24 protein-coding genes and 2 tRNA genes are annotated in these 25,270 nt (G+C 70.3%); 9 read left to right on the top strand and 17 right to left on the bottom strand.

Annotation, left to right across the window (positions count from 1 at the left end):
• Positions 1-101 precede the first annotated feature (101 nt).
• From FV234_RS10825 to FV234_RS10800, 6 genes are all read right to left on the bottom strand, one after another.
• On the bottom strand, positions 102-1,211 hold the full coding sequence (locus FV234_RS10825; protein ID WP_147752184.1) for a hypothetical protein: 1,110 nt from the start codon (positions 1,209-1,211) through the stop codon (positions 102-104).
• A gap of 102 nt (positions 1,212-1,313) precedes the next feature.
• Entirely contained in the window at positions 1,314-2,102 is a 789-nt protein-coding gene (gene hisN / locus FV234_RS10820; protein WP_147763575.1) for a histidinol-phosphatase, read from the bottom strand.
• A gap of 73 nt (positions 2,103-2,175) precedes the next feature.
• Complete coding sequence (locus FV234_RS10815; protein ID WP_147829245.1) at positions 2,176-4,155, bottom strand: AI-2E family transporter; 1,980 nt, start codon at positions 4,153-4,155, stop codon at positions 2,176-2,178.
• Between the two features lie 125 nt (positions 4,156-4,280).
• Positions 4,281-5,744 carry an MmgE/PrpD family protein gene (locus FV234_RS10810; protein WP_147829243.1) on the bottom strand — a complete coding sequence of 488 codons (1,464 nt, stop codon included), beginning with the start codon at positions 5,742-5,744 and terminating at the stop codon, positions 4,281-4,283.
• 335 nt (positions 5,745-6,079) lie between these two features.
• On the bottom strand, positions 6,080-7,375 hold the full coding sequence (locus tag FV234_RS10805) for a nicotinate phosphoribosyltransferase (protein WP_147829241.1): 1,296 nt from the start codon (positions 7,373-7,375) through the stop codon (positions 6,080-6,082).
• A gap of 166 nt (positions 7,376-7,541) precedes the next feature.
• On the bottom strand, positions 7,542-8,045 hold the full coding sequence (locus FV234_RS10800; RefSeq protein WP_147752179.1) for a pyridoxamine 5'-phosphate oxidase family protein: 504 nt from the start codon (positions 8,043-8,045) through the stop codon (positions 7,542-7,544).
• Between the two features lie 224 nt (positions 8,046-8,269).
• On the opposite strand from FV234_RS10800, the gene FV234_RS10795 reads away from it, so the two are divergent.
• Complete coding sequence (locus FV234_RS10795) at positions 8,270-9,409, top strand: Mrp/NBP35 family ATP-binding protein (RefSeq protein WP_147829239.1); 1,140 nt, start codon at positions 8,270-8,272, stop codon at positions 9,407-9,409.
• 4 nt (positions 9,410-9,413) lie between these two features.
• Complete coding sequence (gene mobA, locus FV234_RS10790) at positions 9,414-10,040, top strand: molybdenum cofactor guanylyltransferase MobA (RefSeq protein WP_281407957.1); 627 nt, start codon at positions 9,414-9,416, stop codon at positions 10,038-10,040.
• A 74-nt stretch (positions 10,041-10,114) separates the two neighbouring features.
• Here the strand turns inward: mobA and FV234_RS10785 are convergent.
• The 3 genes from FV234_RS10785 to FV234_RS10775 form a co-directional block, all read right to left on the bottom strand.
• Positions 10,115-10,190, bottom strand: a tRNA-Phe gene (locus tag FV234_RS10785).
• Between the two features lie 101 nt (positions 10,191-10,291).
• Positions 10,292-10,486: a DNA gyrase inhibitor YacG gene (gene yacG / locus FV234_RS10780; RefSeq protein ID WP_147829237.1), complete on the bottom strand. Its 195-nt coding sequence runs from the start codon at positions 10,484-10,486 to the stop codon at positions 10,292-10,294.
• Positions 10,483-11,136, bottom strand: a complete 654-nt coding sequence (locus FV234_RS10775; protein ID WP_147829235.1) for a Maf-like protein — start codon at positions 11,134-11,136, stop codon at positions 10,483-10,485. Before FV234_RS10775 ends, yacG begins: the two co-directional genes overlap by 4 nt.
• A gap of 272 nt (positions 11,137-11,408) precedes the next feature.
• On the opposite strand from FV234_RS10775, the gene FV234_RS10770 reads away from it, so the two are divergent.
• Positions 11,409-11,482, top strand: a tRNA-Gly gene (locus tag FV234_RS10770).
• 192 nt (positions 11,483-11,674) lie between these two features.
• Here the strand turns inward: FV234_RS10770 and FV234_RS26925 are convergent.
• The 4 genes from FV234_RS26925 to FV234_RS10755 all read right to left on the bottom strand — a co-directional run bounded on the left by FV234_RS26925 (position 11,675) and on the right by FV234_RS10755 (position 14,830).
• Positions 11,675-11,809, bottom strand: a complete 135-nt coding sequence (locus FV234_RS26925; RefSeq protein WP_281407956.1) for a hypothetical protein — start codon at positions 11,807-11,809, stop codon at positions 11,675-11,677.
• A gap of 148 nt (positions 11,810-11,957) precedes the next feature.
• Complete coding sequence (locus tag FV234_RS10765; RefSeq protein ID WP_147752174.1) at positions 11,958-12,638, bottom strand: TenA family protein; 681 nt, start codon at positions 12,636-12,638, stop codon at positions 11,958-11,960.
• A gap of 34 nt (positions 12,639-12,672) precedes the next feature.
• The gene (locus tag FV234_RS10760) at positions 12,673-13,347 is read right to left on the bottom strand and encodes a response regulator transcription factor (protein ID WP_147829233.1); all 675 of its coding nucleotides are present in this window, start codon (positions 13,345-13,347) and stop codon (positions 12,673-12,675) included.
• Positions 13,348-13,411: 64 nt separating this feature from the next.
• On the bottom strand, positions 13,412-14,830 hold the full coding sequence (locus FV234_RS10755; RefSeq protein ID WP_246686170.1) for an ATP-binding protein: 1,419 nt from the start codon (positions 14,828-14,830) through the stop codon (positions 13,412-13,414).
• Between the two features lie 174 nt (positions 14,831-15,004).
• On the opposite strand from FV234_RS10755, the gene FV234_RS10750 reads away from it, so the two are divergent.
• A complete protein-coding gene (locus FV234_RS10750) occupies positions 15,005-15,901 on the top strand; it encodes a hypothetical protein (protein ID WP_246686168.1) in 897 nt (298 codons plus the stop codon).
• A gap of 280 nt (positions 15,902-16,181) precedes the next feature.
• Positions 16,182-17,162, top strand: coding sequence for a hypothetical protein (locus FV234_RS10745; RefSeq protein ID WP_147829227.1), 981 nt, complete (start codon positions 16,182-16,184; stop codon positions 17,160-17,162).
• 56 nt (positions 17,163-17,218) lie between these two features.
• Here FV234_RS10745 and FV234_RS10740 read toward each other — a convergent pair whose 3' ends face one another.
• Entirely contained in the window at positions 17,219-18,955 is a 1,737-nt protein-coding gene (locus tag FV234_RS10740; RefSeq protein WP_147763239.1) for a DEAD/DEAH box helicase, read from the bottom strand.
• Between the two features lie 215 nt (positions 18,956-19,170).
• Between FV234_RS10740 and FV234_RS10735 the strand changes: the two genes are divergently transcribed.
• Together FV234_RS10735 and FV234_RS10730 are read left to right on the top strand one after the other, a co-directional pair.
• Positions 19,171-20,274 carry a calcium:proton antiporter gene (locus tag FV234_RS10735; protein WP_147829225.1) on the top strand — a complete coding sequence of 368 codons (1,104 nt, stop codon included), beginning with the start codon at positions 19,171-19,173 and terminating at the stop codon, positions 20,272-20,274.
• Positions 20,275-20,642: 368 nt separating this feature from the next.
• Positions 20,643-21,605 carry a phytanoyl-CoA dioxygenase family protein gene (locus tag FV234_RS10730; protein WP_246686167.1) on the top strand — a complete coding sequence of 321 codons (963 nt, stop codon included), beginning with the start codon at positions 20,643-20,645 and terminating at the stop codon, positions 21,603-21,605.
• Between the two features lie 39 nt (positions 21,606-21,644).
• On the opposite strand, the gene FV234_RS10725 is transcribed toward FV234_RS10730, so the two are convergent.
• Both FV234_RS10725 and FV234_RS10720 read right to left on the bottom strand, forming a co-directional pair.
• Positions 21,645-22,352: an FAD-binding oxidoreductase gene (locus FV234_RS10725; protein WP_147753007.1), complete on the bottom strand. Its 708-nt coding sequence runs from the start codon at positions 22,350-22,352 to the stop codon at positions 21,645-21,647.
• 1 nt (position 22,353) lies between these two features.
• Positions 22,354-22,959: a sulfite oxidase-like oxidoreductase gene (locus FV234_RS10720; protein WP_147753008.1), complete on the bottom strand. Its 606-nt coding sequence runs from the start codon at positions 22,957-22,959 to the stop codon at positions 22,354-22,356.
• A gap of 41 nt (positions 22,960-23,000) precedes the next feature.
• On the opposite strand from FV234_RS10720, the gene FV234_RS10715 reads away from it, so the two are divergent.
• Together FV234_RS10715 and FV234_RS10710 are read left to right on the top strand one after the other, a co-directional pair.
• A complete protein-coding gene (locus tag FV234_RS10715) occupies positions 23,001-23,837 on the top strand; it encodes a class I SAM-dependent methyltransferase (protein ID WP_238272975.1) in 837 nt (278 codons plus the stop codon).
• 176 nt (positions 23,838-24,013) lie between these two features.
• Positions 24,014-24,316, top strand: a complete 303-nt coding sequence (locus tag FV234_RS10710; protein ID WP_147753009.1) for a hypothetical protein — start codon at positions 24,014-24,016, stop codon at positions 24,314-24,316.
• Between the two features lie 40 nt (positions 24,317-24,356).
• Here FV234_RS10710 and FV234_RS10705 read toward each other — a convergent pair whose 3' ends face one another.
• The gene (locus FV234_RS10705; protein ID WP_246686166.1) at positions 24,357-25,259 is read right to left on the bottom strand and encodes a DMT family transporter; all 903 of its coding nucleotides are present in this window, start codon (positions 25,257-25,259) and stop codon (positions 24,357-24,359) included.
• Between the last annotated feature and the right edge of the window lie 11 nt (positions 25,260-25,270).

The raw sequence follows: 25,270 nt of genomic DNA, 5'->3' as shown, positions 1-25,270 counted from the left end.
GGAGACGCGGAAGGGCCAGCCGGTCGGCCGTCGCCGTTCAGGTGGCGCGGGGAGGGGAGCGCCGCAAGGTTTCGGCGCGGCGAGACTCCGTTCGGCAAACGCTACTTCGCCGCGTCGGCCGTCGCCGCCGTGACCGGCCCGAGCCGGGCGATGGCGGCCTCGATGAGGGGCGGCCCGGCATGCAGGGCGCCGAGCTCCACCGCCGACATCGCACGCATCACCGCCGCGAGGTTCGGCAGCGGGCTCCCATCGGGCGAGAACAGCGCAAGGTCGTCCGTGGAGCGTAGGCCGACGCTCTTGGCGATGGCGGCGGCGTAGTTGCCGATGCGGACTTCGTCGCCGCCGCAGAGCGGCGCCGGCGCGCGCAGATCGCCCAGGGACAGGCCGGAGACGATCATCGGCAGCAGCGCGGATTCGGCCACCAGCCGATCCGGGGACGGCACCTTCCGGTCGAGGAGCGCGGCCGGGCCGTCCGCACCGCGCACGACGCGAGCGGATGCGGCCGCCGGCTTGTCCGAAAGCCCGGCGGCGATGTCTGCGACCGGCCGCGATGCGACGCGGGTCGCGATGGCAGGGCGCCGGGCGGGATGGCCGCTCATTCGTGCCAGGGGCGACCAGGGCTGCACCCGCAGGGCCGTCCGCCCGCCGCGGCGGGCACCTCCGGGAAGGTGGCGGGCGAGGTAGCGGGCGCGAAGCGTGCCGCCGATCCCGCGGGGTGCGAGGGGCGACGGCTTCGTGTTCTTCGCGATCGGCCCGGGCATTGGAAGGCCGCAACTCGCGGGCGCCCAGCGGCGCACGATCGCCAGCGCGGTGCGGCGCCCGTAGTCGCGGTAGTAGCGCCGAAGCAGGCCGGCCGCGGCGTCGGCTCCGTCTGCCGCGGTGGCGAAGCCGGTATGCCCCTCGGCGTCGGCGCCGACTTCGCCCGTCCAGCGCGCACTTTTGATGCACCAGTAATTGTTGAGCTTTGCGCAGCGCGCGACGAAGGCCGGCTCGGTCGGCGCGACCCGCGCGACCAGGGCGAGCGAGACCGGCCGAAGCTCCGCCCCGGCCTGCGCCCGCCAGTTCGAGACCGCTCGCGCCACGTGCTGATAGTACGGTGCGCCTTCGGCCCCAGATGCGCGCAGCGTGACGACCTGCGCGCGAAGTGCAACGGCTGAATCCTCAGCCAGGGGTGGCAGGGTCGTCAGGAGGAGTATCGCGGCGAGGAGCACGGGCGTCCGTGGTGAGGGTTGCGAACCACGAGGAACGGCGCGGCCGCACGATCGGTTCAGTTCGCGCGCACGTGCCGACGATCGCCCGGAGGCGCGCGAGACTTACGGATTCAGGTGCTTCAACGCCGCCGCGTGCAGGCGCGGGTCGCCGGCCGCGACGATGCGGCCGCCCGCGGTCGCCGGGCCGCCGTCCCAAGCGGTGATGATGCCGCCGGCGCCCTCGACGATCGGGATCAGCGCCACGATGTCGTAAGGCTTCAGCCCGGCCTCGACGACGAGGTCGACCTGGCCCGAGGCCAACATGCAGTAGGCGTAGCAATCGGTGCCGTAGCGCGACATGCGCACGCGGCCCTCGATGGCGCGGAACCGCTCGGCCTCGTCGCCCTCGGTGAACAGGCGTGGGTCGGTGGTGGCGAGCATCGCCGCCGACAGCTCGGCGCAGCGGCGAGTGTGGAGCGTCCGTTCGCCGCGCGGCCCGCGCAGGCGCGCGCTGCGCCCGTCGCCGGTGAACCGCTCGCCGAGATAGGGCTGGTGCATGAGCCCGCGCACGGCGCCGCCGTTCCGGGTCAAACCGATCAGCGTGCCCCAGGTCGGGATGCCGGTGATGAAGGCGCGCGTCCCGTCGATGGGATCGAGCACCCAGACGTATTCCGCGTCGAGACGCTCCGAGCCGAATTCTTCTCCTAGGATGCCGTGCGCGGGAAAGCGGGCGCGGATCATGTTGCGCAGGACGAGCTCGGCCGCGCGGTCCGCTTCGGTCACCGGGTCGAACGGCGCCGTCCCGGCGGCCTTGTCCGTCAAGGCGACCTGCGCCCGGAAGAATGGCACGATCGCTTGGCCCGAGGCTTCGGCCAGGTCGTCCATGAACCGGCCGAGTTCGACGACGCTCATCGGCTTTTCCCCGCACGGTCCCGCAATCGCGGCAGGAAGGCGGGTTTCGCCAGGCGCCGTCAAGCCTGCGCCGTCAGGCCTCGGCCGCGACGCGCAGGATCGGCCGCTCCGGCTTGGTGCCGACATGCGCGAGCACCGTGTCGACCGCGCTCCCCAGGGAGGAAACGTGTTCGGCCGCCGGGATGCTGCCGCGACCGGCGGAGTCGTCGTCCGCCTGCCATAACCCGACGACGACCGGAACGTCCGGCATTCGACGCTGGAGGCGGTCGACGAGGCGCCGCAGATGCGCCGGCTCGCCACTGATCGCCAACGAGACGATGCAGACGATCCGCGCCGCACCGGGATCGAAGTCCGCGATCTTCGCGCGCGACACCTCGCCGAACGAAACGATGCGCGTCCCGAGCCCGCGCTTGGCCAACAGCTGCGCCAGGATCGTGGCCGCCGGCGTGTCGATGAAGCCGCGCCCGGCGACGCAGAGCACCGCCCCGTCCTGCGACCAGGCCGGCGGGATCGCGTCGGGGTCCGGCGTCGCCGCCGCCGGGGCATCGCCCGTCGGCTTGAACTCGGAAGCGGCGGGCGTCGGCACTTGGTCGTCCCGCTCGGCGAGCGCGTCGACGAGCTCGCTGACGGAGGCGCGGATGTCGGACTTCTGGTCGAGGGTGAGCACGCCGCGGGCGGCGTCGCGGGCGGCGAGTTCGAGGCCCTTCAGCACCACGTCGTCGTAGTAGGCCGACAGCGAGCAGGTCTGCAGGATCAGTTCGGCGTGCTCCTGCGCCTCCTCCGGATCGTCGGCGAGGATGCGCTGGTAGAAGTTCTCCACCGGCGTCAGCGCTGCCCGGTTGCCGAACAACACGTCGAGGAACTCGAGCTTGTCGATGTGCCGGCCGAGCACGACGAGGCAGACGGTCAACGGCGTCGAGAGCAGAAGCCCAACCGGTCCCCACAGCCAAGTCCAGAACAGGGCCGAGATCAGCACCGCGAAGGGCGAGAGCCCGGTGGAATGGCCGTAGAGCATCGGCTCGACGATCTGGCCGGTGAGCGGCTCCAGCACGATGAACAGGATCGCGGTGGCGATCACCATGTTCCAGCCGGGGTCGACCGCGGCGGCGAGCGCCAGCGGGAGTAGGGCGGACAGGAAGGCGCCGATATACGGCACGAACCGCATGACCGCCGAGACGATGCCCCAGAGCACGGGGTTCGGCACGCCGATGAGGTAGAGCCCGATGCCGACGACGAGCCCGAAGGCGGTGTTGAGGGCCAGTTGCACTACGAAGTAGCGGCTGAGGCGCCGCGCGGCGTCATCCATCGCGACGGTGGTGCGGTGCAGGTCGCTGGAACCGGCGAGCCGGATCATCCGGTCGCGTAGATCCTCGCGCTGCATCAGGACGAACAGCAGCACGACGAACACGATGCCGGTGGTGGCCAGGGGCTGCATCACCGGGGAGAGCAGGGTGCTCGCGGTCTCGAGCGGACCCGGCTGCGCCTGCCGCATCTCGACCAGGACCGGATCCGCCTGCGGCCGCGCGGGCTTCGCCTCCGGGTTCGGCTCGGGCTTAGCCTCCGGCTTTTTTTCGGGCTTGGCCTCGGCGTCCGGCTTCTGCGCCTTGTCGCCGTTGCCGGCGTCGTGCAGCGCGCGGCCGATGTTGGCGACGTAGGCGGCGAGATGCGCAGCCGGGCTGTCGCGCAGGCCCTCGACCTTGCGTTCGATGGTCGAGCGGTAGCGCGGTACGTCGCCGGCGAGGCCCGCCACCTGCACGCCGATCAGGGTGGCCAGGGCGGCGACGACGCCGAGGGTGAACACCACCGCGGCGCCCACCGCGACGACCCGTGGCAGGTGCCAGCGCCGAAGCAGCGCCACCAGCGGGCCGAGCACGAACGAGAGCAGCACGGCGATGGCGATCGGGATGAAGATCTCGCGCCCGAAATACAGGCCGGCGATGATGGTCGCACTGACGAGGACCGGCGAGACCAGGGCCGTCTTCGGGGTCTCGGCCGCGGCGATCCGGGTCGGGGACGGCGCTTCGAGGTGAGGGTCTTCAGTCTTCGTCGCCATGCCGCCACCGGAACCGTACGCTTACGCTCGCACCGGTTGTGCTGTCGCCGATGCGAACGAGGAACGACACGGACCAGCGAAACGATCCCTCGCGGGCCGTGCCGTTTTCACGGAACCGTGATCGGTCAGGCCTGCGCGACGCCGGCGCGGATGACGTCGGCCGCGTCGCCGAGCGTTTCGAGCGACCAGCACAGGGCCATCACCCGCCGGGCCTGCGCCTCGGGCAGCACGCCGTCTGCGAGGTCGGTGAACTTGCGCTCCAGCGCCGCGTCGGTCATCGGCCGCTCGACGCTGCCGATCGCGTGCTCGATGCGGCGGTGCAGGGTGCGGCCGTCCTTCAGCGTCACGGTCATGTCGACCTGCGCCGCCGCGATTCCAGGCGTCACCACCGGCACGACCTTCTCGCGGAGCGCGACGACCACGGGGTCGCGCACCGCACGGTCGCTGAACTGCTTCTCGCCGGCTGCCCCCTCGACCAGGGCCACGGCGACGGCGTGGAAGATGCTGAACTTGCCCTCCAACCCGGATTGCGGTGCCGTCTTGCCGGTGAGCTCGAGCACCAGCGGATGCACCTTGAGGTCGACGCGGGCGATCTGATCGGGCTTCAGGTGCTGCTCGTCGCGCAGTTGGATCGCGGCGTCGATCGCCGGGTGCATGACGATGCCGCAGGCGAACGGCTTATAGGTGTTGAGCAGGCTCTCGTAGCGGGTGCCGAGCCCCTCCGTGATCTCGCGATAATCCTGCTTGGTCGAGACGGTGTTGGCCCAGCCGCGCTTGGCCTCGATCATCCCGTCCGACGACGTAAAGCCCTTCGCCGCCAGAATCGCCGCGAACAGGCCGTTGGCGGCGGCGCGGCCGGGATTGAAGCTCTTGTTCATCGAGCCGAACGATTCGCGCAGGCCTACCGGCTGCGAAGCGGCCAGCCCCAGGGCGAACACCATCTGCTGCTCGGTGAGCCCCATCAGCTTGCCGGCGGCGGCCGCCGCCCCGAAGACGCCGGCGGTGCCGGTGATGTGCCAGCCGACGTCATAGTGGTTCGGATAGACCGCGTTGCCGATCCGGCACTCGGTCTCGATCCCGAGCACCAGCGCATTGAGGAAGTCCCGCCCCGAAACCGGATGCATCTCGGCATAGGCGAGGATCGCCGAGGCGACCGGGCCGGCCGGGTGGATCACGGTCTTCAGGTGCGTGTCGTCGTAGTCGAAGATGTGGCTCGACACGCCGTTCAGGAACGCGGCGTTCATGATGTCGAAGCGCTCGGTGCGGCCGAACAGGCCGGCCTGCGGCGGCCCGGAGAACGGCGCCAGCGCCGACACCGCGACGTCCAGCGTCTCGTGGTGCGAGCCGCCGATGGCGACGCCGACCCAGTTGAGGAAGGTCCGCGTCGCCTCGCGGCGAACGGTCTCGGGCAGATCCTCGAACCGGGCGTTCACGACGTAGCGCGCCAGGGTATGGGTCACGCCTTTCGCCTCCGGCTTGGGCGCTGCCGCATCCTGCGGCTTGCCCGACTCCTGCGCGTGACCCAATTCCGGCGCGGCGAGCGCGAGGCCCGCGGCGGCGATCAGCGCGCGTCGATCGATCTTCGACATGGTGCCTCCGTCCCTGCTGAGCCGGCCACATCGGTTGCGTTTGTTCGGACGCGGCGACCGGGCTGTGGGCGATCAGCTAGCGCAGGCGCGGATCGAGCCGAGGGCAAAAAGGTTTCAACCGCTCGTTGCTGACAGACGCCGGGGGGACGATGCGTCCGATCCCTGATCACGGCATCCGACCCGCCGCCTCATCCTGAATTGCCCGCGTCAGCGGGCCTTGAAGGAGCCTTCCAGGGTTCATGCGGATCCTGGAGGTATCCTTCGAGGCGCCCGCTTCACGGCCGCACCTTAAAATGAGGTGTGTTGGGGGGAGGTCTGGCGGCGTCGCTTTCCGGTCAGACCACGACCGCCATCGCGTCCTGCTCGCCGACGCCGAAGACCCGCTTGTAGCGGGCGATGGCGTCGGCCGGCCCCTGTGCCTTGGTCGGGTTGTCGGAGATCTTCACCGTCGGGCGCCCGTCCGCATGCGTGACCTTGCAGACGATCGAGACCGGGTCGAGCCGGCCATCCGGCACCAGTCCGCGAAAGTCGTTGGTGAGCAGGGTGCCCCAGCCGTAACCGATCCGCAGCCGCCCGTGGAAATGGGCATGGATCCGCTCGATCGTGTCGATGTCGAGCCCGTCTGAGAAGATCGCGAGCTTTTCGCGCGGGTCGGCGCCGCGCGAGCGCCAGAACGCGATCGCCTCCTCGCCGCCCGCGATCGGGTCCTTCGAGTCGATGCGGATGCCGGTCCAGTCGGTCAGCCAGTCGGGCGCGCCGGCGAGGAAGCCGGTGGTGCCGTAGGTGTCGGGCAGCACGACGAGGAGGTTGCCTTCGTAATCCTCCTGCCAGTCGCGCAGCACGTCGTAGGGTGCCCGCGCCAGCGCCGCGTCGTCCTCGGCGAGGGCCGCGTAGACCATCGGCAGCTCGTGCGCGTTGGTGCCCACGGCCTCGACCTCGCGGCGTAGCGCGATCAGGCAGTTCGAGGTGCCGAGGAAACGCTTCGATCCCAGGCCCTCGTCCATCGCCTGCACGCACCAATCCTGCCACAGGAAGCCGTGCCGGCGGCGGGTGCCGAAATCGGCGATCGACAGGTCCGGAAGCTTGCGCAAACGCTCGATCTTCTCCCAGACCCGCGTCATCGCCCGCGCATACAGCACCTGCAAGTCGAGCTTGCCGAGGTTGCGCAGCACCGCGCGCGAGCGCAGCTCATTGAGGATGGCGAGCGCCGGAACCTCCCACATCGTGGTCTCGACCCAGGGACCGTGGAAGGTCAGCTCGTACTGCCCGTCGCGCGCCTCGAGCTGGTATTCGGGCAGTTGGAAGCCCTCGAACCACGCGATGAAGTCGGCCGACAGGATGCGGCGGCGTCCGTAGAAGGCGTTCCCGCGCAGCCAGGTCGCCTCGCCGCGGGAGAGACGCAGGGACCGGGCGTGGTCGAGCTGCTCGCGGAGCGCGCCGGCATCGACCTCGTCGGCGATACGGATGCGGGTGGTGCGGTTGTTGATGCCGAAGGTCACCGCCACGTCGCGGTGCCGCCGCAGGATCGTCTGCGCCATCAGCAGCTTGTAGAAATCGGTGTCGAGCAGCGACCGCACGATCGGGTCGATACCGAAATTGTGGTTGTGCACCCGCCGCGCGAGATCGAGCATTTGGGGGAAGCCTCGGGGTCGGACGACACGAAGCCTGGAGGGCGCACGACCGACGCACCGGTGTCAACGGATGCGGGCGCGCCGCGCAACGAAAAGGCGGCGCGCCCGATGGGGCACGCCGCCTCCGATGGCTCGGATGCGATCCGAGGAGATCAAGTCGGATCGCTCAGGCCAGGTCGACCTTCTTGGTCTCGGTCTTCGGGCTCTCGCCGGTGAGCGTGGCCTTCACGTAGCCGAACAGGTGCAGCATCTTGCTGTTGGGGCTGTCCCAGTACTCGCCCTGCTCGGGGTGGATGCGGAGCAGCGCGACCTCGGGGTCGTCCTTGCCGTTCGGGAACCAGGTCTTCAGGCTCTCGGTCCACTTGGCGTCGACGATCGCCTGGTCGCTGACGATCTCGGCCTTCCCGGCGATCGAGACGTAGGTCTGGCTCGACGGGTCGGAGTACGACAGGTTGATCTGGTTGTCCCGGCTGATCTCGGCGGTCTTGGGCGAGTGCAGCTTGGTGAAGAACCACAGGTCGCCGTTCTCGTCGATGTCGTTGTTCCACATCGGACGGCTGTTGAGCGTGCCGTCGGAGTCGGCGGTGGTCATCATCGCCACCTTCACGTCCTTCACCAGCTCGAACAGCTTCTTCGCGCCCTCGTGGTCGCGGTGGTTGCCCTGATGCATCGCAGTCGTCTCTCCAGATGGTGACGGCGCGTCGGCTCTCCCTGCCGCCCGCGCCGGCGGTCGTGTCACAACGGATGACGCATCGGTTGGTTCGATCGCCTGCGCACAGGGGCCGCACGGCGTCGTGCCTGCGGCGGCTGGCGTTTCCGGCACGGCTGTTTACATGGGCCGGAACCATCCCTTTCGAGATCTCGAGCCGCCGGACCCGGCGAAGGAGCCAGACCGTGGCGATCACCCGAGACGACGTACTGCTTGCCCTGCAGGCCGTGACCATCGATGCCGCCGGAACCACGCTGCCGGCTTCCGGCCGGCTCTCGCAGGTGGTGGTCGACCCGACCAACCGCGTGATGTTCTCGATCCTCATCGACGCGAGCGAGGCCGCCCGCTTCGAGCCGATCCGCCGATCGGCCGAGGGCAAGGTCCTGTCGATGCCCGGCGTGTCCGGCGTGTTCGCCAGCCTGACCTCAGAACGCGCGCCCGGCATGCCGGAGCAGAGCAAGGCGGCGCCGGTCCCGGTCACCGCCGCTCCGCCGCGGCCAGGCGCGCCTCCCGGCCAAGGTCCAGCCCTGCCGGGGGTTCGCCACATCGTGGCCGTGGCCTCGGGCAAGGGCGGCGTCGGCAAGTCCACCACCGCCTGCAACATCGCGCTTGCCCTGAAGGCGCAGGGCCTGAAGGTCGGCCTGCTCGACGCCGACATCTACGGGCCTTCGGTGCCGAAGCTGTTCGGCCTTTCCGGCAAGCCGAAGGTGGTCGACAACCGCAGCATGGAGCCGATGGAAGGTTACGGCCTCAAGGTGATGTCGATCGGCTTCCTGATCGAGCCGGAGACGGCGATGATCTGGCGCGGCCCGATGGTGCAGTCGGCGCTGACGCAGATGCTGCGCGACGTGCTCTGGGGCGAGCTCGACGTGCTGATCGTCGACATGCCGCCGGGCACCGGCGACGCGCAGCTCACCATGGCGCAGGCGACGCCGCTGTCGGGCGCCGTCATCGTCTCGACGCCGCAGGACCTCGCGCTGATCGATGCGCGCCGCGGCGTGACCATGTTCAAGAAGGTCGCGGTGCCGATCCTCGGCGTTATCGAGAACATGGCGACCTTCGTGTGCCCGAACTGCAACCACGAATCGCACATCTTCGGACATGGCGGCGCGCGGATCGAGGCGCAGCGCCTCGGCGTGCCGTTCCTCGGCGAGGTGCCGCTGAACATGACGATCCGCGAATCGTCGGATGCCGGCCAGCCGGTCGTCGCGGTCGCGCCCGACGGGCCGCAGGCCAGGGTCTACCGCGAGATCGCCGCCAAGCTCTGGGACAACCTCAACGCCGCGCCGGCCGGCCGGGCTGCGCCGAAGATCGTGTTCGAGTAGCCCCGTGACGCCGCCGGTCCTGGGCCTGATCCTGGCCGGCGGCCTCGCCCGGCGCATGGGCGGCGGCGACAAGGTTTTGCTCCCGCTCGCCGGGCGGACCCTGCTGGAACGCGTGACCGAACGGCTAGCGCCGCAATGCGCGTCTGGAGTGGCCCTCAGTGCCAACGGCGATCCGACGCGGTTCACGGGCTTTCCGGGACCAATCCTGCCGGACGGCGTCCCCGGCCATCCCGGGCCGCTCGCCGGCATCCTGGCCGGGCTCGACCACGCCGCCGCGTTCCATCCCACCGTCGAATACGTCGCCAGCGTCTCGGGCGACGCGCCGTTCTTGCCGCACGACCTGATCGCCCGCCTCGCAGCCGCCCGGGACAAGGCCGCGATCGTGCTCGCCGCCTCTGGCGAGCGGCAACACTACACCGTCGCCCTTTGGCCCTTGCGTCTGCGGGAAGACCTCCGCGCCGCCCACGTCGAACGCGGAGAGCGCCGCGTCGGCGGCTTCATCGAGCGCCACGGTGCGACGGTGGTGCGATGGCCGGTCTCGCGGTTCGACCCGTTCCACAACGTCAACACACCGGACGACCTGAGCGCGGCGGCGTCACTGTGCGAAGAGATTGAGGAGGCAGCCGGCTGAGGCGGCGGCGAAACGCGCAGAGCCGCCCATAGAAGGTCAAGGGCGGAAGACTCGTTTCAGCGGATGGGAAGAGATGGTGCCCAGGGACGGAGTCGAACCGCCGACACTGCGATTTTCAGTCGCATGCTCTACCAACTGAGCTACCTGGGCCTTCGCCGGACCGCTTGGCGGCCTCGACTGGAGCGGGGGTATAGTCAGTGCCCCCCGACCTGTCCAGCCTGATCCCGCAAGCTAGACCGATGATTTTTTGGCTATTCGGATTCGGGTTTCCGGGCGGGCGGCAGGTCGCCGTCGTCCTCGTCCTCCGAGGCCGGGATGACGTAGCGGTCGCTCAGCCAGCGCCCGAGGTCGATGTCCGAGCAGCGCTCCGAGCAGAACGGCTTCAGCTTCGGGTCGGCGGGCTTTCCGCAGATCGGGCAGGCGGGAAGCTTCACGGGCGCACTCATGCCATCGCGCTCCAGCCGGCGCGCACCGGGAAGCCCTCGCCATCCAGGAGCGCCATCGTCTCGTAGAGCGGCAGGCCGACGACGGCTGAATGCGAGCCGACGAGCTTGACCACGAAGGCGCCGGCCAAGCCCTGGATTGCGTAGCCGCCGGCCTTACCGCGCCATTCGCCGGAGGCGAGATAGCCGCTCATCTCGCGCTGCGACAGCCGCTTGAACCGCACCCGGCTCTCGACGATCCGCTCGCGTCGCGTCCCCTTCGGCGAGAGCAGGCACACGGCCGTGAACACCCGGTGCTGCCGGCCGGAGAGCAGGCGCAGGCAGTCGGCGGCCTCGTCGGGCACCTCGGCCTTCGGCAGCACGCGCCGGCCCACCGCCACCACCGTGTCGGCCGAGAGGACCCAGCTCCTGGCGCCGTGCGCGTGCAGGTGCAAAGCGCCCTGCGCGGCGGCGAGCTTCGCCCGCGCGAGGCGTCGGGCGAGCTCGCGCGGCGATTCGGATTTCAGCGGGGTCTCGTCCACGTCGGCGGGGAGCAGCGCGTCAGGCTCGATGCCGATCTGCTGCAATAGGGCGAGCCGGCGCGGCGAGGCGGAGGCGAGGATCAGCCGCGCGGGGTTGTCCGCGGGCGCGGCCTGAGGGGAAGGGGCGTCCATGGATCTCAGATCAATCCTCGGCCGGCGCCACCCAGGCGGGCGGACGCCGCAGGCATCGCGGGTACGTGTCCGAGGGGTGATAGTGGAACGCCGACGCCATGGGAACGGAGGGGACGGAGGGAGACCGTTTGCGGAGGGCAAAGGCACAGCGCAAGACTGCGCCGACGGCTCTGGGCAACGCCGCCGGATCCAGCCTCGTCGCAACGTCGAACCCGTGGACAACGCCGGCGGCTCTGCTATGGTCCAGCCGCGCTGCCGAAACGCGGTCCGGCGCGGGCGTAGTTCAGTGGTAGAACGTCAGCTTCCCAAGCTGAATATACGGGTTCGATTCCCGTCGCCCGCTCCAATCGGCGCTTCCCGAACGTGCATGAGTTCCAAGGTAAGCGGACTCCTATGGGCGCATTGTCGCGCTTGATCGGATCAAATCCACACTCCTTTGAATGTCTGCGTAAGGCTCGCCCGGCAAGCTCATGCAAGAGACCGGGGAGCCCGAAGCAGTTTCGCCGATCGTTGGCCTCGATCGGCGACGGACAGTTCGTTAAATCAGGTAGAAGGTCGCGTCCGTCTTGAACACCTTCGGGCAGTTCGCGGCATCGACGAGCGTCTGTGCATCCGCGATCGAGATGTGATGGTGCAGCGCGATCTCGGGAAGGGTCATCCAGCTCTGTTGCACGTTAACCTCCTTGGTTAACGCGACAACGCGGCGCATTCCGAAGCGTTGCCCGCGTTCTCGGCGGAAAACCGTTTCCGGCGCGGCCTCCGACGCTTTGCTGAAACGGACGAAGCACGGTGGCAACCGGCGGCCATCGCGAAAATGCGCGTCAGACCGGCCAGGCGGCGTCGCGGTAGGCGCTGTCCCAGAACATCCATTCGAGCCGGGTGGCGTGCGTGAAGGCCCGGTGCATGCGTTCGCGCAACGTGGGCGACGCGTGGATCGCGGCGGCATTGGTCGCCGCGATCATCCGGGCGACGGCCTCCTGGAAGTCCGTCCCGGAATAGGTGTCGATCCAGGCGTGGTAGGGGTTGCCGGCGCTCTCGCGCGCCAGGATGTCTCGGCCGACCTCGGCGTAGATCCAGAAGCACGGCAGCAGCGCCCCGAGGAGCACCTCGAACGGTTCGGCATAGGCGGTCGAGAGCAGGTAGGCGACGTAGTGGTCGCAGGCCGGCGTCAGCGGCGTCGCGGCGAAGGCGTCCGGACCGATGCCGAAGTCGCGGAAGAAGCCGCCGTGCAACGCGCGCTCGACCACGATCGCCTCCTCGGCGGCCTTCGCGAACAGGACGATGCCGTCGGGCTCGGGCGCCTTGGCGGCGGCGAGGCTCAAGGCACGGCCGAAGCCGATCAGGTAGTGCGCGTCCTGCACGATGTAGTGCCGGAAGCGCGACTGCCCGAGCGTGCCGGCGGCGAGCTCGGCGTTGAACGGCATCGTGCGGATGGTCTCGTAGAGCGCGGCGTTGCGCGCCCACGCCGCCTGCGAAAAGGGGCCTGTCTCGGTCGCGCCCATGGTTCGCTCCTCCGTCGTGTCGCGCCTGTGCCGGTCAGCCCTGGCGCTGGGCCTCTGTGACGGCGACGTGGATCAGCTCGGCCAGCGTGCGCACGCCGAGCTTCTGGCGCATCTGCGAGCAGGCGTTGGTGACGGTCTTGTAGCTCACCGACAGGTCGGTCGCGATCACGCCGTAGGACTTGCCCTGGGCGAGACGTACGAGAATCTGCTGCTCGCGCGGCGTCAGCTGGGATTCCGGGGTGCGGCGGGCGTCGGTCCGCAGCATCGCGACCTCGGTGGCCAGCCGCCGGTCGAGGTAGACTTGGCCCGCGCGGACCTTCTCGAAAGCCTCGAACAGCTCGGCAGAGGCATGGTCCTTGAGGACGTAGCCGAGCGCCCCCGCCTCGAGCGCGCGCGCCACGATCACCGGATCGTTGTGCATGCTGAAGACCAGGATGCGGGTCTTGGGCTCGACGGCGCACATGCGGCGGATCAAGCCGAGGCCGGCCAGGCCGCTGCCCTGAAAGGTCAGGTCGCAGATCACGATCGGCGGGCGCAGGCGGTGGAACGCGCGGTAGCCGTCGACCACCGTCGTCGCCTCCGCCACCGTCTCGATGCCGGCATCCTCCAGCACCCGGCGGCAGCCCTGCAGCACGATCGGGTGGTCGTCGATCACGAGCACCGGCATCCGGGTCTCGACGGCGACGGGCTTCATGGCAAAGGCGTTCATCGAGCCACGGACTTCATGGTGAGGCCACTCGGGGTGCGAAGACGACACGGGATGGGAGGGCCGCTCACGCGGATCGCTCCGACCCGGGATCGTCGCCCCGGTGCGAATCCACGGGAATGATAATGCGGACAACGGCGCCGGGCGGGTGCTTGTCAAGAACAAACGTGCCGTCGAGGGCCTCGACGCGCTCGCGCATCCCCGAGAGCCCGAGCCCGGTGCCGTGGTCGGGATCGAACCCGGCGCCGTCGTCGGCGATCGACACCATCAGCGCGCCGTCCGCCTCGCGCGCCTTGGCGGTGACCGACGCGGCGCGGCCGTGCCGCACGGCGTTGGTCGTGCTCTCTTGGATGCAGCGGAACACCGTCAGGTCGGCGAGGTCGCCATAGCCGCGGGCGAGACCGGCGAAGTGCCCGGAGAAGCGCGTCTCGGGATGGCGGCGGGCGAAGTCGCGCAGCAGCAAGTCCAGGCAATCGGCGAGCGGCACCTGCCCGAGGGCGTGCGGGCGCAGCCGATTGAGCAGGTCGCGGTTGCGGCTCTGCACCTGCGACACGATCCCGGCGATTTCGGACGCTCGCGCCGAGAGCTTGTTGCGGTCGGGTTCGGCGGCTCCGGTGGCCAACCGCCCGATCGAGGCGGCGTTGGCTTCCAGCGCGAACAGGCACGGGCCGAACTCGTCGTGGAGTTCCAGGGCGGTGCTGCGGCGCTCGTCGTCCTGCGCGGTCAGCAGTTGCCGCTTCAGCCGCCCGTTGGCGGCGCGGACCGCGCTCAAGGCTTCCGCCACCTGGTTGAACCGGGTCGCGATCACCGCAAACTCGTGGCTCGACGGGCTCGGAAGGCGTGCCGTGTAGTCGTGCCGCTCGAGCTGGGTCAGGCCGTCGGCGAGGCGCGCGAGCGGCGCCAGCACCCGCCCGAGCGCGAGGTACAGGGCGGCCAGCATCGCCGCGTTGATGCAGAACGTCGTGAGCGACAGCGCACGGGCGTAAACCCAGATCTCGTCGATCTCGTCCATCGGTTGGGTGGTGATCCGCGCGGTGCCGATCGTGCGGCCGGCGGTGACGATCGGCAATTCGTGCTGCTCGATCTTCGGCATGATCAGGTCGGCGAACCAAACGGGCGCCGCCCGCTCCGGGCGCGGCTGACCGATCGGCGCGCCCACCGTCGCGCCTTCGGCGTCGCGGACGGTCACGCGGACGTGGCGCAGCACCTGGAAGCGCAGGTCGAGGGTCTGAAGCAGGCGCTCGGCCGGCGCCGCCTCGAGGAGGCGGATCGTGTCGGCGACCAGCGATTCCACCGTGGACAGGGACGCCCGCGTCTCGACCTTCACCGCGTTGCGCGCGTTGATGACGATGACGCCGCAGGACACCAGGGCGGCAATCACGTCGATGGCCAGGACCACCGCGATCAGCCGTGCACGCGTCGACCAGCCGCTCCAGAACCTGACGGCCGGAACCGTCTGGGGCGGCGTCGGCTCGCTGGCGGGCACGTCGTCCGGCTGCGTCGCGAAGGGGATCGGCTGGGCACTCACGCGACGCAGGGTGGCGGCGCGGCGCGGCGAAGTCCATGGCGCGGATCGGTGCCCGACGGGCCATCCACATTCCGGCCCTCGGCGACCGACCCGGCTTGAGCCGCCGCGACGACCGGCGTAGCCGTCGCCGCCATGCCTCTCGATGCGAACGATCGCGAGATCCTGCTGGACGCGCTCGCCGACCCCGCGAGCGCGTGGAGCCTCGGCGCGTTCGGGGCCGCAGCCGAATTTCGCCGGGGGCAGGATGAGCCGTTCGCGACGCTCGAAGCGGGCAGGGTAGGTCTGCGGACCGCCCGCGGCGGCGTCGTGTTGACGCTTATCGAGACACTGCGACCGGTCGCCTACGAAATGCCGGTGGGCGACGGCTGGAGCCATGCAGTCGCCCTTTGCCTGCCGGCGACAAGTCTCGTGCCGCCAGCCCGCATGGGGTTCACCGAGTTCGGCCCCGACGCCGAGGCCCTCGATCCGACGCGGCGCGAAGCGGTGAGCTTCGATCTCGGGCTCGGGCTGAGCCCAGCGTCGGTCCGCATCAGGACCGACCGGCCGGCGGCGTTGGACAGGCTGCGCGCGCATCGCGGCTCGGCGTCGATCGACTTCGACGCCGTCATCCGGCCCGAGCTGGTGGCGGGCGGTGCCGACCTCGTCGTCGCGGGTCCGCTCGGGCGCATCGAAATGCTGGGCGGGGCCGGCGACGCCTCCGGTCCGCGGGCGTTCGTCGTGCCGAAGATCTTACTGCGCAGGCTGACGCACCTGGCGACGGCGCCGATCCCGGTGGGCCTCGTGCCGGTGGGCCACCTCTATCCACCGCATCCCTGCCGCGACGCGGCGGGCCGCGCGATGCCGTTCGAGCGTGCGCGGCACGACGCGTTCCAGGCCCTGCTCGCGCGCTGGGGCGACCGGGACGGCTTCGCGCTCAAGGCCGCCATCCTGTCCGGCGGGCCGCGCCCCGCCCAAGCAGCGGATCGGTGGGTCCGCGCGATCGAGCGGGTGGCCGGCGCGCAGGCCGGCTACTTGGCACACTCGCGTTGAGGCGTGCCGGAGAGCAGGCGATACGAGTTCTTAAGCAGCCTGCGTCTACGCAAGACCTCGTCGCCGGAACGACTTCTCCACAGAAGACGCCGGGTGCTGAAGCCGCGGATCAGCGCGGCGAATGCGCTACGACATCGTTGCGCCGTATTGCCGGTCCTCATTGGAACGCCAAATCTCGCGTTCGGAAGGTCTTCGGGGGCGGGCGCGACCGTGATGGGGGGATCGGTCGCATTCGTCTCGCTTTTCCGACGCAACCTCGTGCCAAGATCGACCCCGCCCGATGATTGATCTCGCCCTCGACCCTTCCGAGACCCGATCCGCCGCCGCCGCGACCCCGCGCTCAGGCGTTCGCCGTCCATGGGCGCGGATCGCCCTGTTCGGTGCGCTGGGCCTCGGCGCCACCGGGGCCTTCGCCGGCGTCGCCAGCACGTACCTCTCGAGCCTTGCCGGCCCGCAGCGGGCGAAACCGATCGCGATGAGCCAGAAGGCCGCCGACTGGCCCGACCTCAAGGACGGCATGCCGGCGCTGGCCGGAAACGGTCCCGCGGTCCCGAAGATCCGCGAGATCCTGCCGCCCGAGCCGGCGACTGCGCCGGTCGTCGAGGCGCGGGTCGACCCGATTCTGCGCGCCGGAAACACGGCCGCGGACACCGTCACACTGCCGGTCGCGCTCCCCGTCGCCCCGAACCCCGTCGCCCCCGCGGGCAAGCCCGACGTCCCGGCGCAACAGCCGCTTCCGGCCATCGTCGAGGTGCCGGTGATCGGCCCCGCCCGCCAGGCGACGCTGGTCGCGCCGGCCCGCGCTGTCCCCGGAATTGCGCCGCTCGCGGCCGAGACGGTTCGGGCCAAGACGGAAACCACCACCTACGCGGCCCTGCCGCCCGAACCGCCGAAGGCGATCGTTGCCAAGGCGGCGGCGACGAAGGACGAGGCGATCCGGCAGGAGGGCGCCAAGCCTGAGGTCACGAAGCTCGAGATCAGCAAGCCGGAAGCGGTCAAGGCGAAGCCGCGGATCGAGGCGCACGCCAAGCCCACTTCGGTGCCGGCGAGCAAGGCGGTGGCGGGGAAGCCTGCAGCCCTGAAGCCGGTGGCGGTCGAGGCCAAGGCGGCGGAGACCAAGCTGGCGCCCGCCCAGGCGCAGGACGAGGACACAGAGGTGTTCGGGATCAAGGTCCCGTCGCTCGCACCCGCCGGCCGCAAGATCCGCGAGAGCGTCGAGGCCCTCGGCGACGCCGTGAAGGGCATTCCCGACCGGTTCTGACCGGACCCGGACGTGTTGGTGACGGGCGTCGCCTTAAGGCGGCGCCCGGTCGCGGCTCAGGCCCGCGGCTTCCGGGCGTAGGTCTTGGCCCCTTCGGGCTTTCCGACGTGGCGCTCGTGCTTGGCCGCGCGCGGGCTCTTGAAGCCGGCTGGCCCCTTGCGCTCGGCGGCGGGCGCATCGCCCTCCAGCGCTTCCACCTGGATCTCCGGTGAGCCGTTGCGGGCGAACGCCTGCGCGAAGCGCGAGGCGGCGTTGCCGCGGACTTCGAACTTGGTCTCCCGGTCGAAGATGCGGATCGCGCCGATCTCCTGGCGGTCGATGCCGCCGCGGCGCGTCAGCATCGGCAGCAGGCGACGCGGGTCGGCGTTGTCGCGCCGGCCGAGATTGAGCCGGAACCACACCGCCGGGCCCATCGCGGCGATGCGCTCGGGGTCCATCGGGTCGTAGGGCGGACGGCTCGACGCGCCGCGGCCGGACTGCTCGCCGGGGTCGGTCACCTCCTCCGGCGCCGGCAGGCGGGTGCGGTAGACCCGGGCCAGCGCGGCAGCGAGCTCGAGCGGCGTACGGCCGGTGACCAGGGTCTCGGCGAGCGCGAGGTCCTCCTCGCCGGGCGCCTCGGTGAAGAGCGGGTCTTCCAGCATGCGCTCGCCGTCGAGGCGGCGGATCTCGTCGGCCGAGGGCGGGCCGCCCCATTCGGGGCTGATCTTGGCGAGCTGGAACATCTGCTCGGCCCGGCGGCGGCGGGCGTTCGGGATCAGCAGGATGCTGGTGCCCTTCTTGCCGGCGCGGCCCGTGCGGCCGCTGCGGTGCTGCAGCACCTCGGCGTCGTGCGGCAGGTCGGCATGGATGACGAGCGACAGGCCCGGCAGGTCGATGCCGCGGGCGGCGACGTCGGTGGCGACGCAGACCTTGGCACGGCCGTCGCGCAACGCCTGGAGCGCGGCGTTCCGCTCGCCCTGACCGAGCTCGCCCGACAGCGCCACGGTGGAGAAGCCGCGCTCGGTCAGGCTCGCCTGGAGGTGGCGCACAGCGTTGCGGGTGTTGCAGAACACGATCGCCGTCGGCGCGTCCGCCGCGCGGAGCAGGTTGAGCACCACGTGCTCGATCTCGCGCGGCACGACGCGGATCGCCCGGTAGGCGATGTCGGCGTGCCCGCGGGTCTCGCTCTTCACCGCGAGCCGCAGCGCGTCGCGCTGGTAGCGGGCGGCGAGGCTGTCGATCGCCTTCGGCAGAGTCGCCGAGAACAGGAAGGTGCTGCGCTGGTTCGGCGTCGCCGAGAGGATGAACTCGATGTCCTCGCGGAAGCCGAGGTCCAGCATCTCGTCGGCCTCGTCGAGGACGACCGCCCGCATCTGGTCGGTGACGAGGGTCCGGCGTTCGAGGTGGTCGCGCAGACGCCCGGGCGTGCCGACGACGATGTGCGTGCCCTCGTTCAGCGCGCGGGCCTCGCGGCGCGGGTCCATGCCGCCGACGCAGGCCGTGACGCGGCCGCCGGCGGGGCCGTAGAGCCACATCAGCTCGCGCTGGACCTGCAGGGCGAGCTCGCGCGTGGGTGCGATCACCAGCGCCAGCGGGGCGCCGGGGGGCGCCAGCGTCTCCGCGCCGTCGAGGAGCAGGCCGGCCATGGCCAGCCCGTAGGCGACGGTCTTGCCGGAGCCGGTCTGGGCGGAGACGAGGAGGTCGCGGCCGTCGGCGGCCGCTTCGAGCACGGCGCTCTGCACCGGCGTCGGTTCGGCGTAGTCATGGTCGGCGAGCGCCCGCGCGAACGGGGCGGGAAGGGTGGGAAACGGCACGGTACGGGGCTTTCACGACCGTCCGTCCCGTCAGAACCGACGCTGGGCGCGGCTCTCTGTCAGGCTCACCGGTCTCGACTCGGGTTGCGAAGCCATACCCTCTAGCGGCTTCCCGGCGTTTCCGCCACGTCCCGGCCCGCATGGGGCGGTTGCGTGTGCGCAATCCATCCCGATCGCCTAAGCATCGTCGCAGGGGTGGATGGATCGGACGATCGATGGGAACGGCGCGGTTGGCGGTGGCGTGGACGACGGTTGGCGCCTTCGCGTGGTTCGGTAAGGCGTGGCTCGGCGATCTGGCGTCGCCGATCTTCGCCCTCGCCCTGTTCGCGTGGCTGCTCGTCGCGATCTTCTGGTGTGCCTTCGGTGTGGTGCATGAGGCGGAGGAGCTGGCCGACATCCTGGGCGAGCCGCTGGGCACCCTGGTGCTGACGCTCTCCATCGTCGTGATCGAGGTGGCGCTCGTCTCAGCGGTGATGCTCGGCGCGAAGGACGCGCCGACCCTCGGTCGCGACACGATGTTCGCGGTGCTGATGATCGTCCTCAACGGGGTCGTCGGCCTCGGGCTCCTGGTCGGCGGCCTGCGGCACCACCAGCAGAGCTACAACCTGCAAGGGGCGTCGGCCTTCCTGTCGGTGATCATCCCGCTCTCGACCCTGGCGCTGATCATCCCGAACTTCACCACCTCGACCCGCGACGGCACCTTGACCACGCTGCAGGCGGTGACGTTCTCGGGCTTCACCCTGGCGCTCTACGCGGTGTTCCTCCTGATCCAGACCGGGCGGCACAGCGACTTCTTCCAAGATGGTTCCGGCGCGGAAGGCAGCCGGTCCGTCGCGGAGCCGGAGCGACGCACCAAGGCGCCGGCCGGCAGCATCGTCCGGCACACGGTGCTGCTCGTCGCCAACATCCTGCCGATCGTCTTGCTCTCCAAGAGCCTCGCGACGATCCTCGACCACGGCATCGCGGCGCTGGGCGCGCCGTCCGCGCTGTCGGGCGTGCTGATCGCGGCGATCGTGTTCACGCCCGAGGCGATTTCGGCGCTGAAGGCCGTCGCCCGCAACGAGCTGCAACGCGCGATCAACCTGTGTCTCGGTGCGGCGACTTCGACCATCGGCCTGACCGTGCCGGCGGTGCTCGCGGTCGGCCTGATCACCGGCCAGACGGTGGTGCTCGGCCTCAAGCCGACCGAGATGACGCTGCTCGCGGTGACCCTGATCCTCAGCACGCTGACCTTCTCGGGCCTGCGGACCACGGTGCTGGAGGGGGCGGTGCACCTGATCGTGTTCTTCGTCTACCTGGTGCTGATCTTCAGCCCGTGAGCCTTGCCGTCTGCTGCAGCCTAACGCCGAAATCCCTTGGATTTCACGGGGCCAGGCCTTGAGACTATCGAAGACATCACGGCAAGGGTCGGCTTCGGCCGTACCGGTCCAAGCCGACCCGCGCAGGCGCGGACATTGCAAACGGCCTTGGGTCGACGGCCTCAGTATCACCCAAATCCAATGTCGAAATCGATAGCCTCTGATATCGGCGCGGTGGGCGGAGCGGATCGATGACGCGTGCGAGCGTAGCGGGCAAGGTTCGGACCTGGGCGAACGCGGCCCGAGGCTTAGCCGGTGGACGGAGCGACACGCTCGGAAGCGAGCCGCCGGCGCACCTTCCCGTCTCGCGGCCCGGAGCGCCCAACGTCGTGGACGCCGACGTCCCTGTCGACATCGGCTGCATCAAGGTGTTCCGCTCGGAGAACTTTCCCGAATCCGGGCCTTCGCCCTGGCTCGACCGGCCGGACGCCACCGAGACGATCGCGCGGCGCCTCGATCGGGGCGAGCTGACACCGAAGCAGGCCGAGATGTGCCGGTTCTGGGCCGAGAACGGGTATTACGTCGCCCGCGGCGCGGTCGATCCGGACACGATCGACGTCGCCTGGGCCGCCTACGAAGCCGCCATCGCGCAGGGCGAGATCACGCTCGCGCCGGAGAAGGCTGCCGACGACGACCCCCATCCCGGCCGCTACCTCAACCCGCACCTCAAGGTCGAGGAGCTCGATACGCTGCTCGAGCACCCGGTGCTGTTCAACTTCAGCAGCATGGTGCTGGGGCGCCGGGCGATCCCGTTCCAGACCATCGCCTCCCACAAGGGGAGCCAGCAATCCGAACATTCGGATTCGATCCACATGACGACCTACCCGCTCGGCTACCTCGCCGCCTGCTGGGTCGCGATGGAGGACATCCACGACGATTCGGGGCCGCTGGTCTACTATCCCGGCAGCCATCGCCTGCCTTACGTGTTCAGCCACGACGTCGGCATCTCGACCGACGACTTCCGCGACAGGGGCTACGCGGCCTACGCAGAGCGCTACGAGCCGGCGATCAAGCACACGATCGCCGAGCATGGCATCGCGCCCCGGCGCTTCATCGCGCGCAAGGGCGACGTGCTGTTCTGGCACGCGAACCTCCTGCACGGGGGCTCGCCGCGCAACGACGTCACCCGGTCGCGCAAGGCGCTCGTGCACCACTATTTCGCCGAAGGCTGCGTCTGCTACCACGACCTCTCGGCGACCACGTCCGCGGTCCACGGGTCGGTGGAGAGCCTGCCGACCTGCGGCGCCTCGAGCCCCGACATCAAGCGGCGCAAGCAGATCAGGCGGTCCTGACGCCCGGCGTCGCGTCGAGAGAATCTGTAGAGCGAACTGCTAACCGCCGAACCGCTCGGTGCGGATCAGCCCCGGGGCGACGCCGGCCTCGACCAGCAGCGTCGCGGCCGTGCCCACGAACGGCGTGGCGCCGCAGATGAAGACGCGGGTCGGGTGGCCGAGCGTCGTGAGCGCTTCCGCCACCGTCGCCGCATCGATCCGCCGTCCGCCCGAGCGGGTCGCGGTGAAGATCAGCGACAGGCCCGGCTCGGTGCCGGCGCGCGCCTCGATCTCGTCGAGCGCGATCGCATCGCCGCGGGTCCGCGCCGAGTAGAGCAGAAGAGCCGGGATCTCCGGTGCCACCGCCCCCCGGTGGCGCAGCATGGCTAGGAGCGGCACCACGCCGGAGCCACCGCCGACGAGCAGCAGCGGCCCGCCGTCGGCCGGCCCCCACGAGAACGCGCCGCCGATCGGCCCGCGCAGCTCGATCGCGTCGCCGACCTCGGCGATCTCGTGGAAGAAGCCCGACACCTCGCCGCCCTCCAATCCCTCGATCATCAGCTCGATCGTTCCCGAGCCGTCCGGCGCCGAGGCGATCGAGTAGCTGCGCTGCGCACGGTAGCCGTCCTCGGCGGTGAGGCGCACGTCGACATGCTGGCCCGGCCTGTAGGCGTCGGCGATCTCGGTGCGCAGGCGAAAGCTCTTCACCCGCGCGGTGACCGGCGCGATCGCCGTGATCAAGGCCTGTCGCCAGCGGAAGTCGGGCACCTCAATCACTGGTGTAGCGCTGCTCGCGCCAAGGGTCGCCGTACATGTGGTAGCCGCGCATCTCCCAGAAGCCGGCCTCGTCCTTCTTGGTAAAGCGCAGGCCCTTCAGCCATTTCGCGCTCTTCCACAGGTAGAGGTGCGGCACGAACAAGCGGGCCGGACCGCCGTGGTCCGGCTCGATCGGCGCCCCCTCGTAATGCGTCGCGATCATCGCGCGCCCGCCGGCGAGGTCGGCGACGGGGACGTTGGTGGAATAGTCGTCGTAGCCCTCGGCGAGCAGGAAATCCGTCGGCGCCGCGATGCGGGCGTCGGCAAGCAGGTCGTCGAAGCTCACGCCCTCCCAACCGGTGTCGAACTTCGACCATTTGGTGACGCAGTGGATGTCGCCCTGCCAGGCGGTGCGCGGAAGCGCCTGGAATTCGTCCCAGCTCCAGGACTTCAGCGGCTTGGCGCCCTCGCGAAGGGTGAAGCGCCACGTCGCAAGGTCGATCGTCGGGTTCGGCCCGATCTGGAGGATCGGGAAATCCTCGACGCGGTGCTGTCCCGGCGGAAGCCGCTTCTGCGTCTCCTCCGGACTGCGCCGGCCGACGAAGCCTCGTGTCGCCATCTCGGTCCCTTCCGTTGCGGTTCGGCCCGGTTGCAGCCGGAATGACCGGCGCCGTCAAGCGGCGGCTTCTTCGAAACCGCTGGCAGGGCTACCCTGATCCGGCGACAGGCGACGACGAGGCGGCGACGATGGACCCGGCGTTCAAGGACCACTTCTCGTCGCAGGCGGCCGCCTACGCGGCCCACCGGCCGACCTATCCGGCGGGCCTCGCGGCGTTCCTCGCCGAGGCCGCGCCCGGACGTGGGCTGGCGTTCGACGCCGCCTGCGGCACCGGGCAGCTCTCGACGCAGCTCGCCGCGCATTTCGGCGACGTCGTCGCCACCGATGCCAGCGCCGCGCAGATCGCGAACGCGACGCCGCATCCCCGTGTCACGTACCGCACCGCGCCGGCCGAGCGGAGCGAGTTGGCGACATCGAGCGCCGACCTGATCACCGTAGCGCAGGCGGCCCACTGGCTCGACCTTGCCGCGTTCTACGACGAGGTCCGCCGCATCGCCCGGCCGGGCGCGGTGCTGGCGCTGGTCAGCTACGGCATCCTGCACGTCGAGGGCGAACCAGATGGAGCGGTCCGACACTTCTACGACGACGTGGTCGGGCCGTACTGGCCGCCCGAGCGCCGACACGTCGAGGACGGCTACCAATCGCTGCCCTTCCCGTTCGCGGAAATCGCCGCACCGGACCTCGCGATCACGGTGGCGTGGTCTCTTGCCGACCTGATCGGTTACGTCGAGACGTGGTCGGCCCTGCGTGGGCTGGAGAAGGCGATCGGTCGCGGGGCCGTCGACGCTTTCCATGAAGCGCTCGCGGCATCATGGGGGCCGGGCGGCCAGCTTCGCACCGTGCGCTGGCCGCTGTCGCTGCGCCTCGCGCGGGTGTGAGTGGTGGCCGAGGGCGCGCGCCGAAGATTTGCCTCAAAGCAAGTTTGTTCTATCGAACGATCCGAGGCCCAACACGAATGTGATCTTCGTGGCAGGCGGCGAAGCCCGGGGCATTCGCATTTCGTTTACGACCTGGCCGGACATTGCGGCCACGACAGACCCAGAGGGGACGAACCATGATCCGATATCTTTCCGTTGCTCTCGTCGCAGGGAGCCTCGTGGCAGTCGCGCCGGGGGCGCAAGCCCGCGACGGCATCGGCGCCGGCGGTGCGGCCGCGCTGGGCGTGCTCGGCGGCCTCGCCGTCGGCGGCGCCATCGCGTCCTCGCAGAACGGCTACTACCCCGGCCAGCCGGTCTACCGCGCGCCGCGCCCGGTCTATGTCGAGGAAGATTACGGCCCCGTCTGCCATTTCGAGCGCCGCCGCTCGGTCGACGCCTATGGCGACGTGTTCGTCCGCCGCGTCCGGGTCTGCGAATAAGCCGACTGATCCCCGTGGCCGGCGATCCCGCCGGCCGCGATCAGGGCGTGCGACGGTCTCGCGGCGCCGCCGGCTCGGCGATGGCCGGCGGCGCGCCGCGCCCGAGGCGTTCCGCGCAGAAGATGCCTCCGAGCACCAGGGCGAGCGCCAGGGCCTCGTTGATCCCGAACGGCTCGCCGACAACCAGCACGGCGAGGCCTGCGCCGAAGATCGGCACGAGGTTGACGAAGAGGCCGGCCCTGTTCGGCCCGATCAGCTCGACGCCGCGCATGAAGAACAGTTGCGCGGCGAGCGACGGCCCGAGCGCGACGAACACCACGATCGCCCAGCCCTGCGCCCCCGGCCAGATCAGCCGACCGGCCGCCGCCTCGACCGCCAGGAGCGGCAGGGAGGTAAGGAAGGCCATCAGCGCCATCGCCGCGAAGAACGTCAGCCCGGAAATCGCCGGGCGATGCGGCAGGGCGAGGGTGTAGCCGGCGTAGAGCAGGCAGGCGATGAAGACGAGCACGTCGCCGCGGTTGAAGTCGAGGGTCGCGAGCACGTGCCAGTCGCCGTGCGTCGCCGCCACCGTCGCGCCGACGAGGGTGACGAGCACGCCGACCACCTGGCCGGGCGTGACCGCGGTGCGATACAGGGCGTAGTTCAGCAGGATCACCAGCACGGGGATCGAGCCCTGGAACAGGGCGAGATTGATCGCGCTGGTGTAGGTCCCGGCAGCGTAGAACAGGCTGTTGAACGCGGTGTAGCCGAGGCCGCCCATCAGCAACACGAGCCGCCAGTGACCGCGGATGCCCGACCAGTCGGCGGCGATGCGCCTGCGGGCGAGCAGCCCCAGAACGACGCAGACCACGCCCCAGCGCAGCGAGGTGATCGCCTGGGGCGAGACATGGCCCGGCGCCCACCGGCCCGCGACGGCGTTGCCCGCCCAGAGCAGGGCAGTCAACGTCAGGAGCG

It is taken from the genome of Methylobacterium sp. WL8 (genome assembly GCF_008040045.1).
In the GTDB taxonomy this organism is placed as follows: domain Bacteria; phylum Pseudomonadota; class Alphaproteobacteria; order Rhizobiales; family Beijerinckiaceae; genus Methylobacterium; species Methylobacterium cerastii.
Note: the sequence above shows the minus strand (reverse complement) of the source record. Positions and strands in the feature narration are given on the sequence as shown.

Excerpts from the sequence above, each read along its gene's own strand:
- FV234_RS10735 (WP_147829225.1), top strand. The coding sequence starts at position 19,171 with ATGGGAACGGCGCGGTTGGCGGTGGCGTGGACGACGGTTGGCGCCTTC.
- FV234_RS10815 (WP_147829245.1), bottom strand. The coding sequence starts at position 4,155 with ATGGCGACGAAGACTGAAGACCCTCACCTCGAAGCGCCGTCCCCGACC.
- FV234_RS10800 (WP_147752179.1), bottom strand. The coding sequence starts at position 8,045 with ATGCATCAGGGCAACCACCGCGACCACGAGGGCGCGAAGAAGCTGTTC.
- FV234_RS10765 (WP_147752174.1), bottom strand. The coding sequence starts at position 12,638 with ATGGGCGCGACCGAGACAGGCCCCTTTTCGCAGGCGGCGTGGGCGCGC.
- hisN (WP_147763575.1), bottom strand. The coding sequence starts at position 2,102 with ATGAGCGTCGTCGAACTCGGCCGGTTCATGGACGACCTGGCCGAAGCC.
- FV234_RS10710 (WP_147753009.1), top strand. The coding sequence starts at position 24,014 with ATGATCCGATATCTTTCCGTTGCTCTCGTCGCAGGGAGCCTCGTGGCA.
- FV234_RS10750 (WP_246686168.1), top strand. The coding sequence starts at position 15,005 with ATGCCTCTCGATGCGAACGATCGCGAGATCCTGCTGGACGCGCTCGCC.
- FV234_RS10805 (WP_147829241.1), bottom strand. The coding sequence starts at position 7,375 with ATGCTCGATCTCGCGCGGCGGGTGCACAACCACAATTTCGGTATCGAC.
- FV234_RS10760 (WP_147829233.1), bottom strand. The coding sequence starts at position 13,347 with ATGAACGCCTTTGCCATGAAGCCCGTCGCCGTCGAGACCCGGATGCCG.
- FV234_RS10720 (WP_147753008.1), bottom strand. The coding sequence starts at position 22,959 with ATGGCGACACGAGGCTTCGTCGGCCGGCGCAGTCCGGAGGAGACGCAG.
- FV234_RS10775 (WP_147829235.1), bottom strand. The coding sequence starts at position 11,136 with ATGGACGCCCCTTCCCCTCAGGCCGCGCCCGCGGACAACCCCGCGCGG.
- FV234_RS10745 (WP_147829227.1), top strand. The coding sequence starts at position 16,182 with ATGATTGATCTCGCCCTCGACCCTTCCGAGACCCGATCCGCCGCCGCC.
- FV234_RS10715 (WP_238272975.1), top strand. The coding sequence starts at position 23,001 with ATGACCGGCGCCGTCAAGCGGCGGCTTCTTCGAAACCGCTGGCAGGGC.
- yacG (WP_147829237.1), bottom strand. The coding sequence starts at position 10,486 with ATGAGTGCGCCCGTGAAGCTTCCCGCCTGCCCGATCTGCGGAAAGCCC.
- FV234_RS10810 (WP_147829243.1), bottom strand. The coding sequence starts at position 5,744 with ATGTCGAAGATCGATCGACGCGCGCTGATCGCCGCCGCGGGCCTCGCG.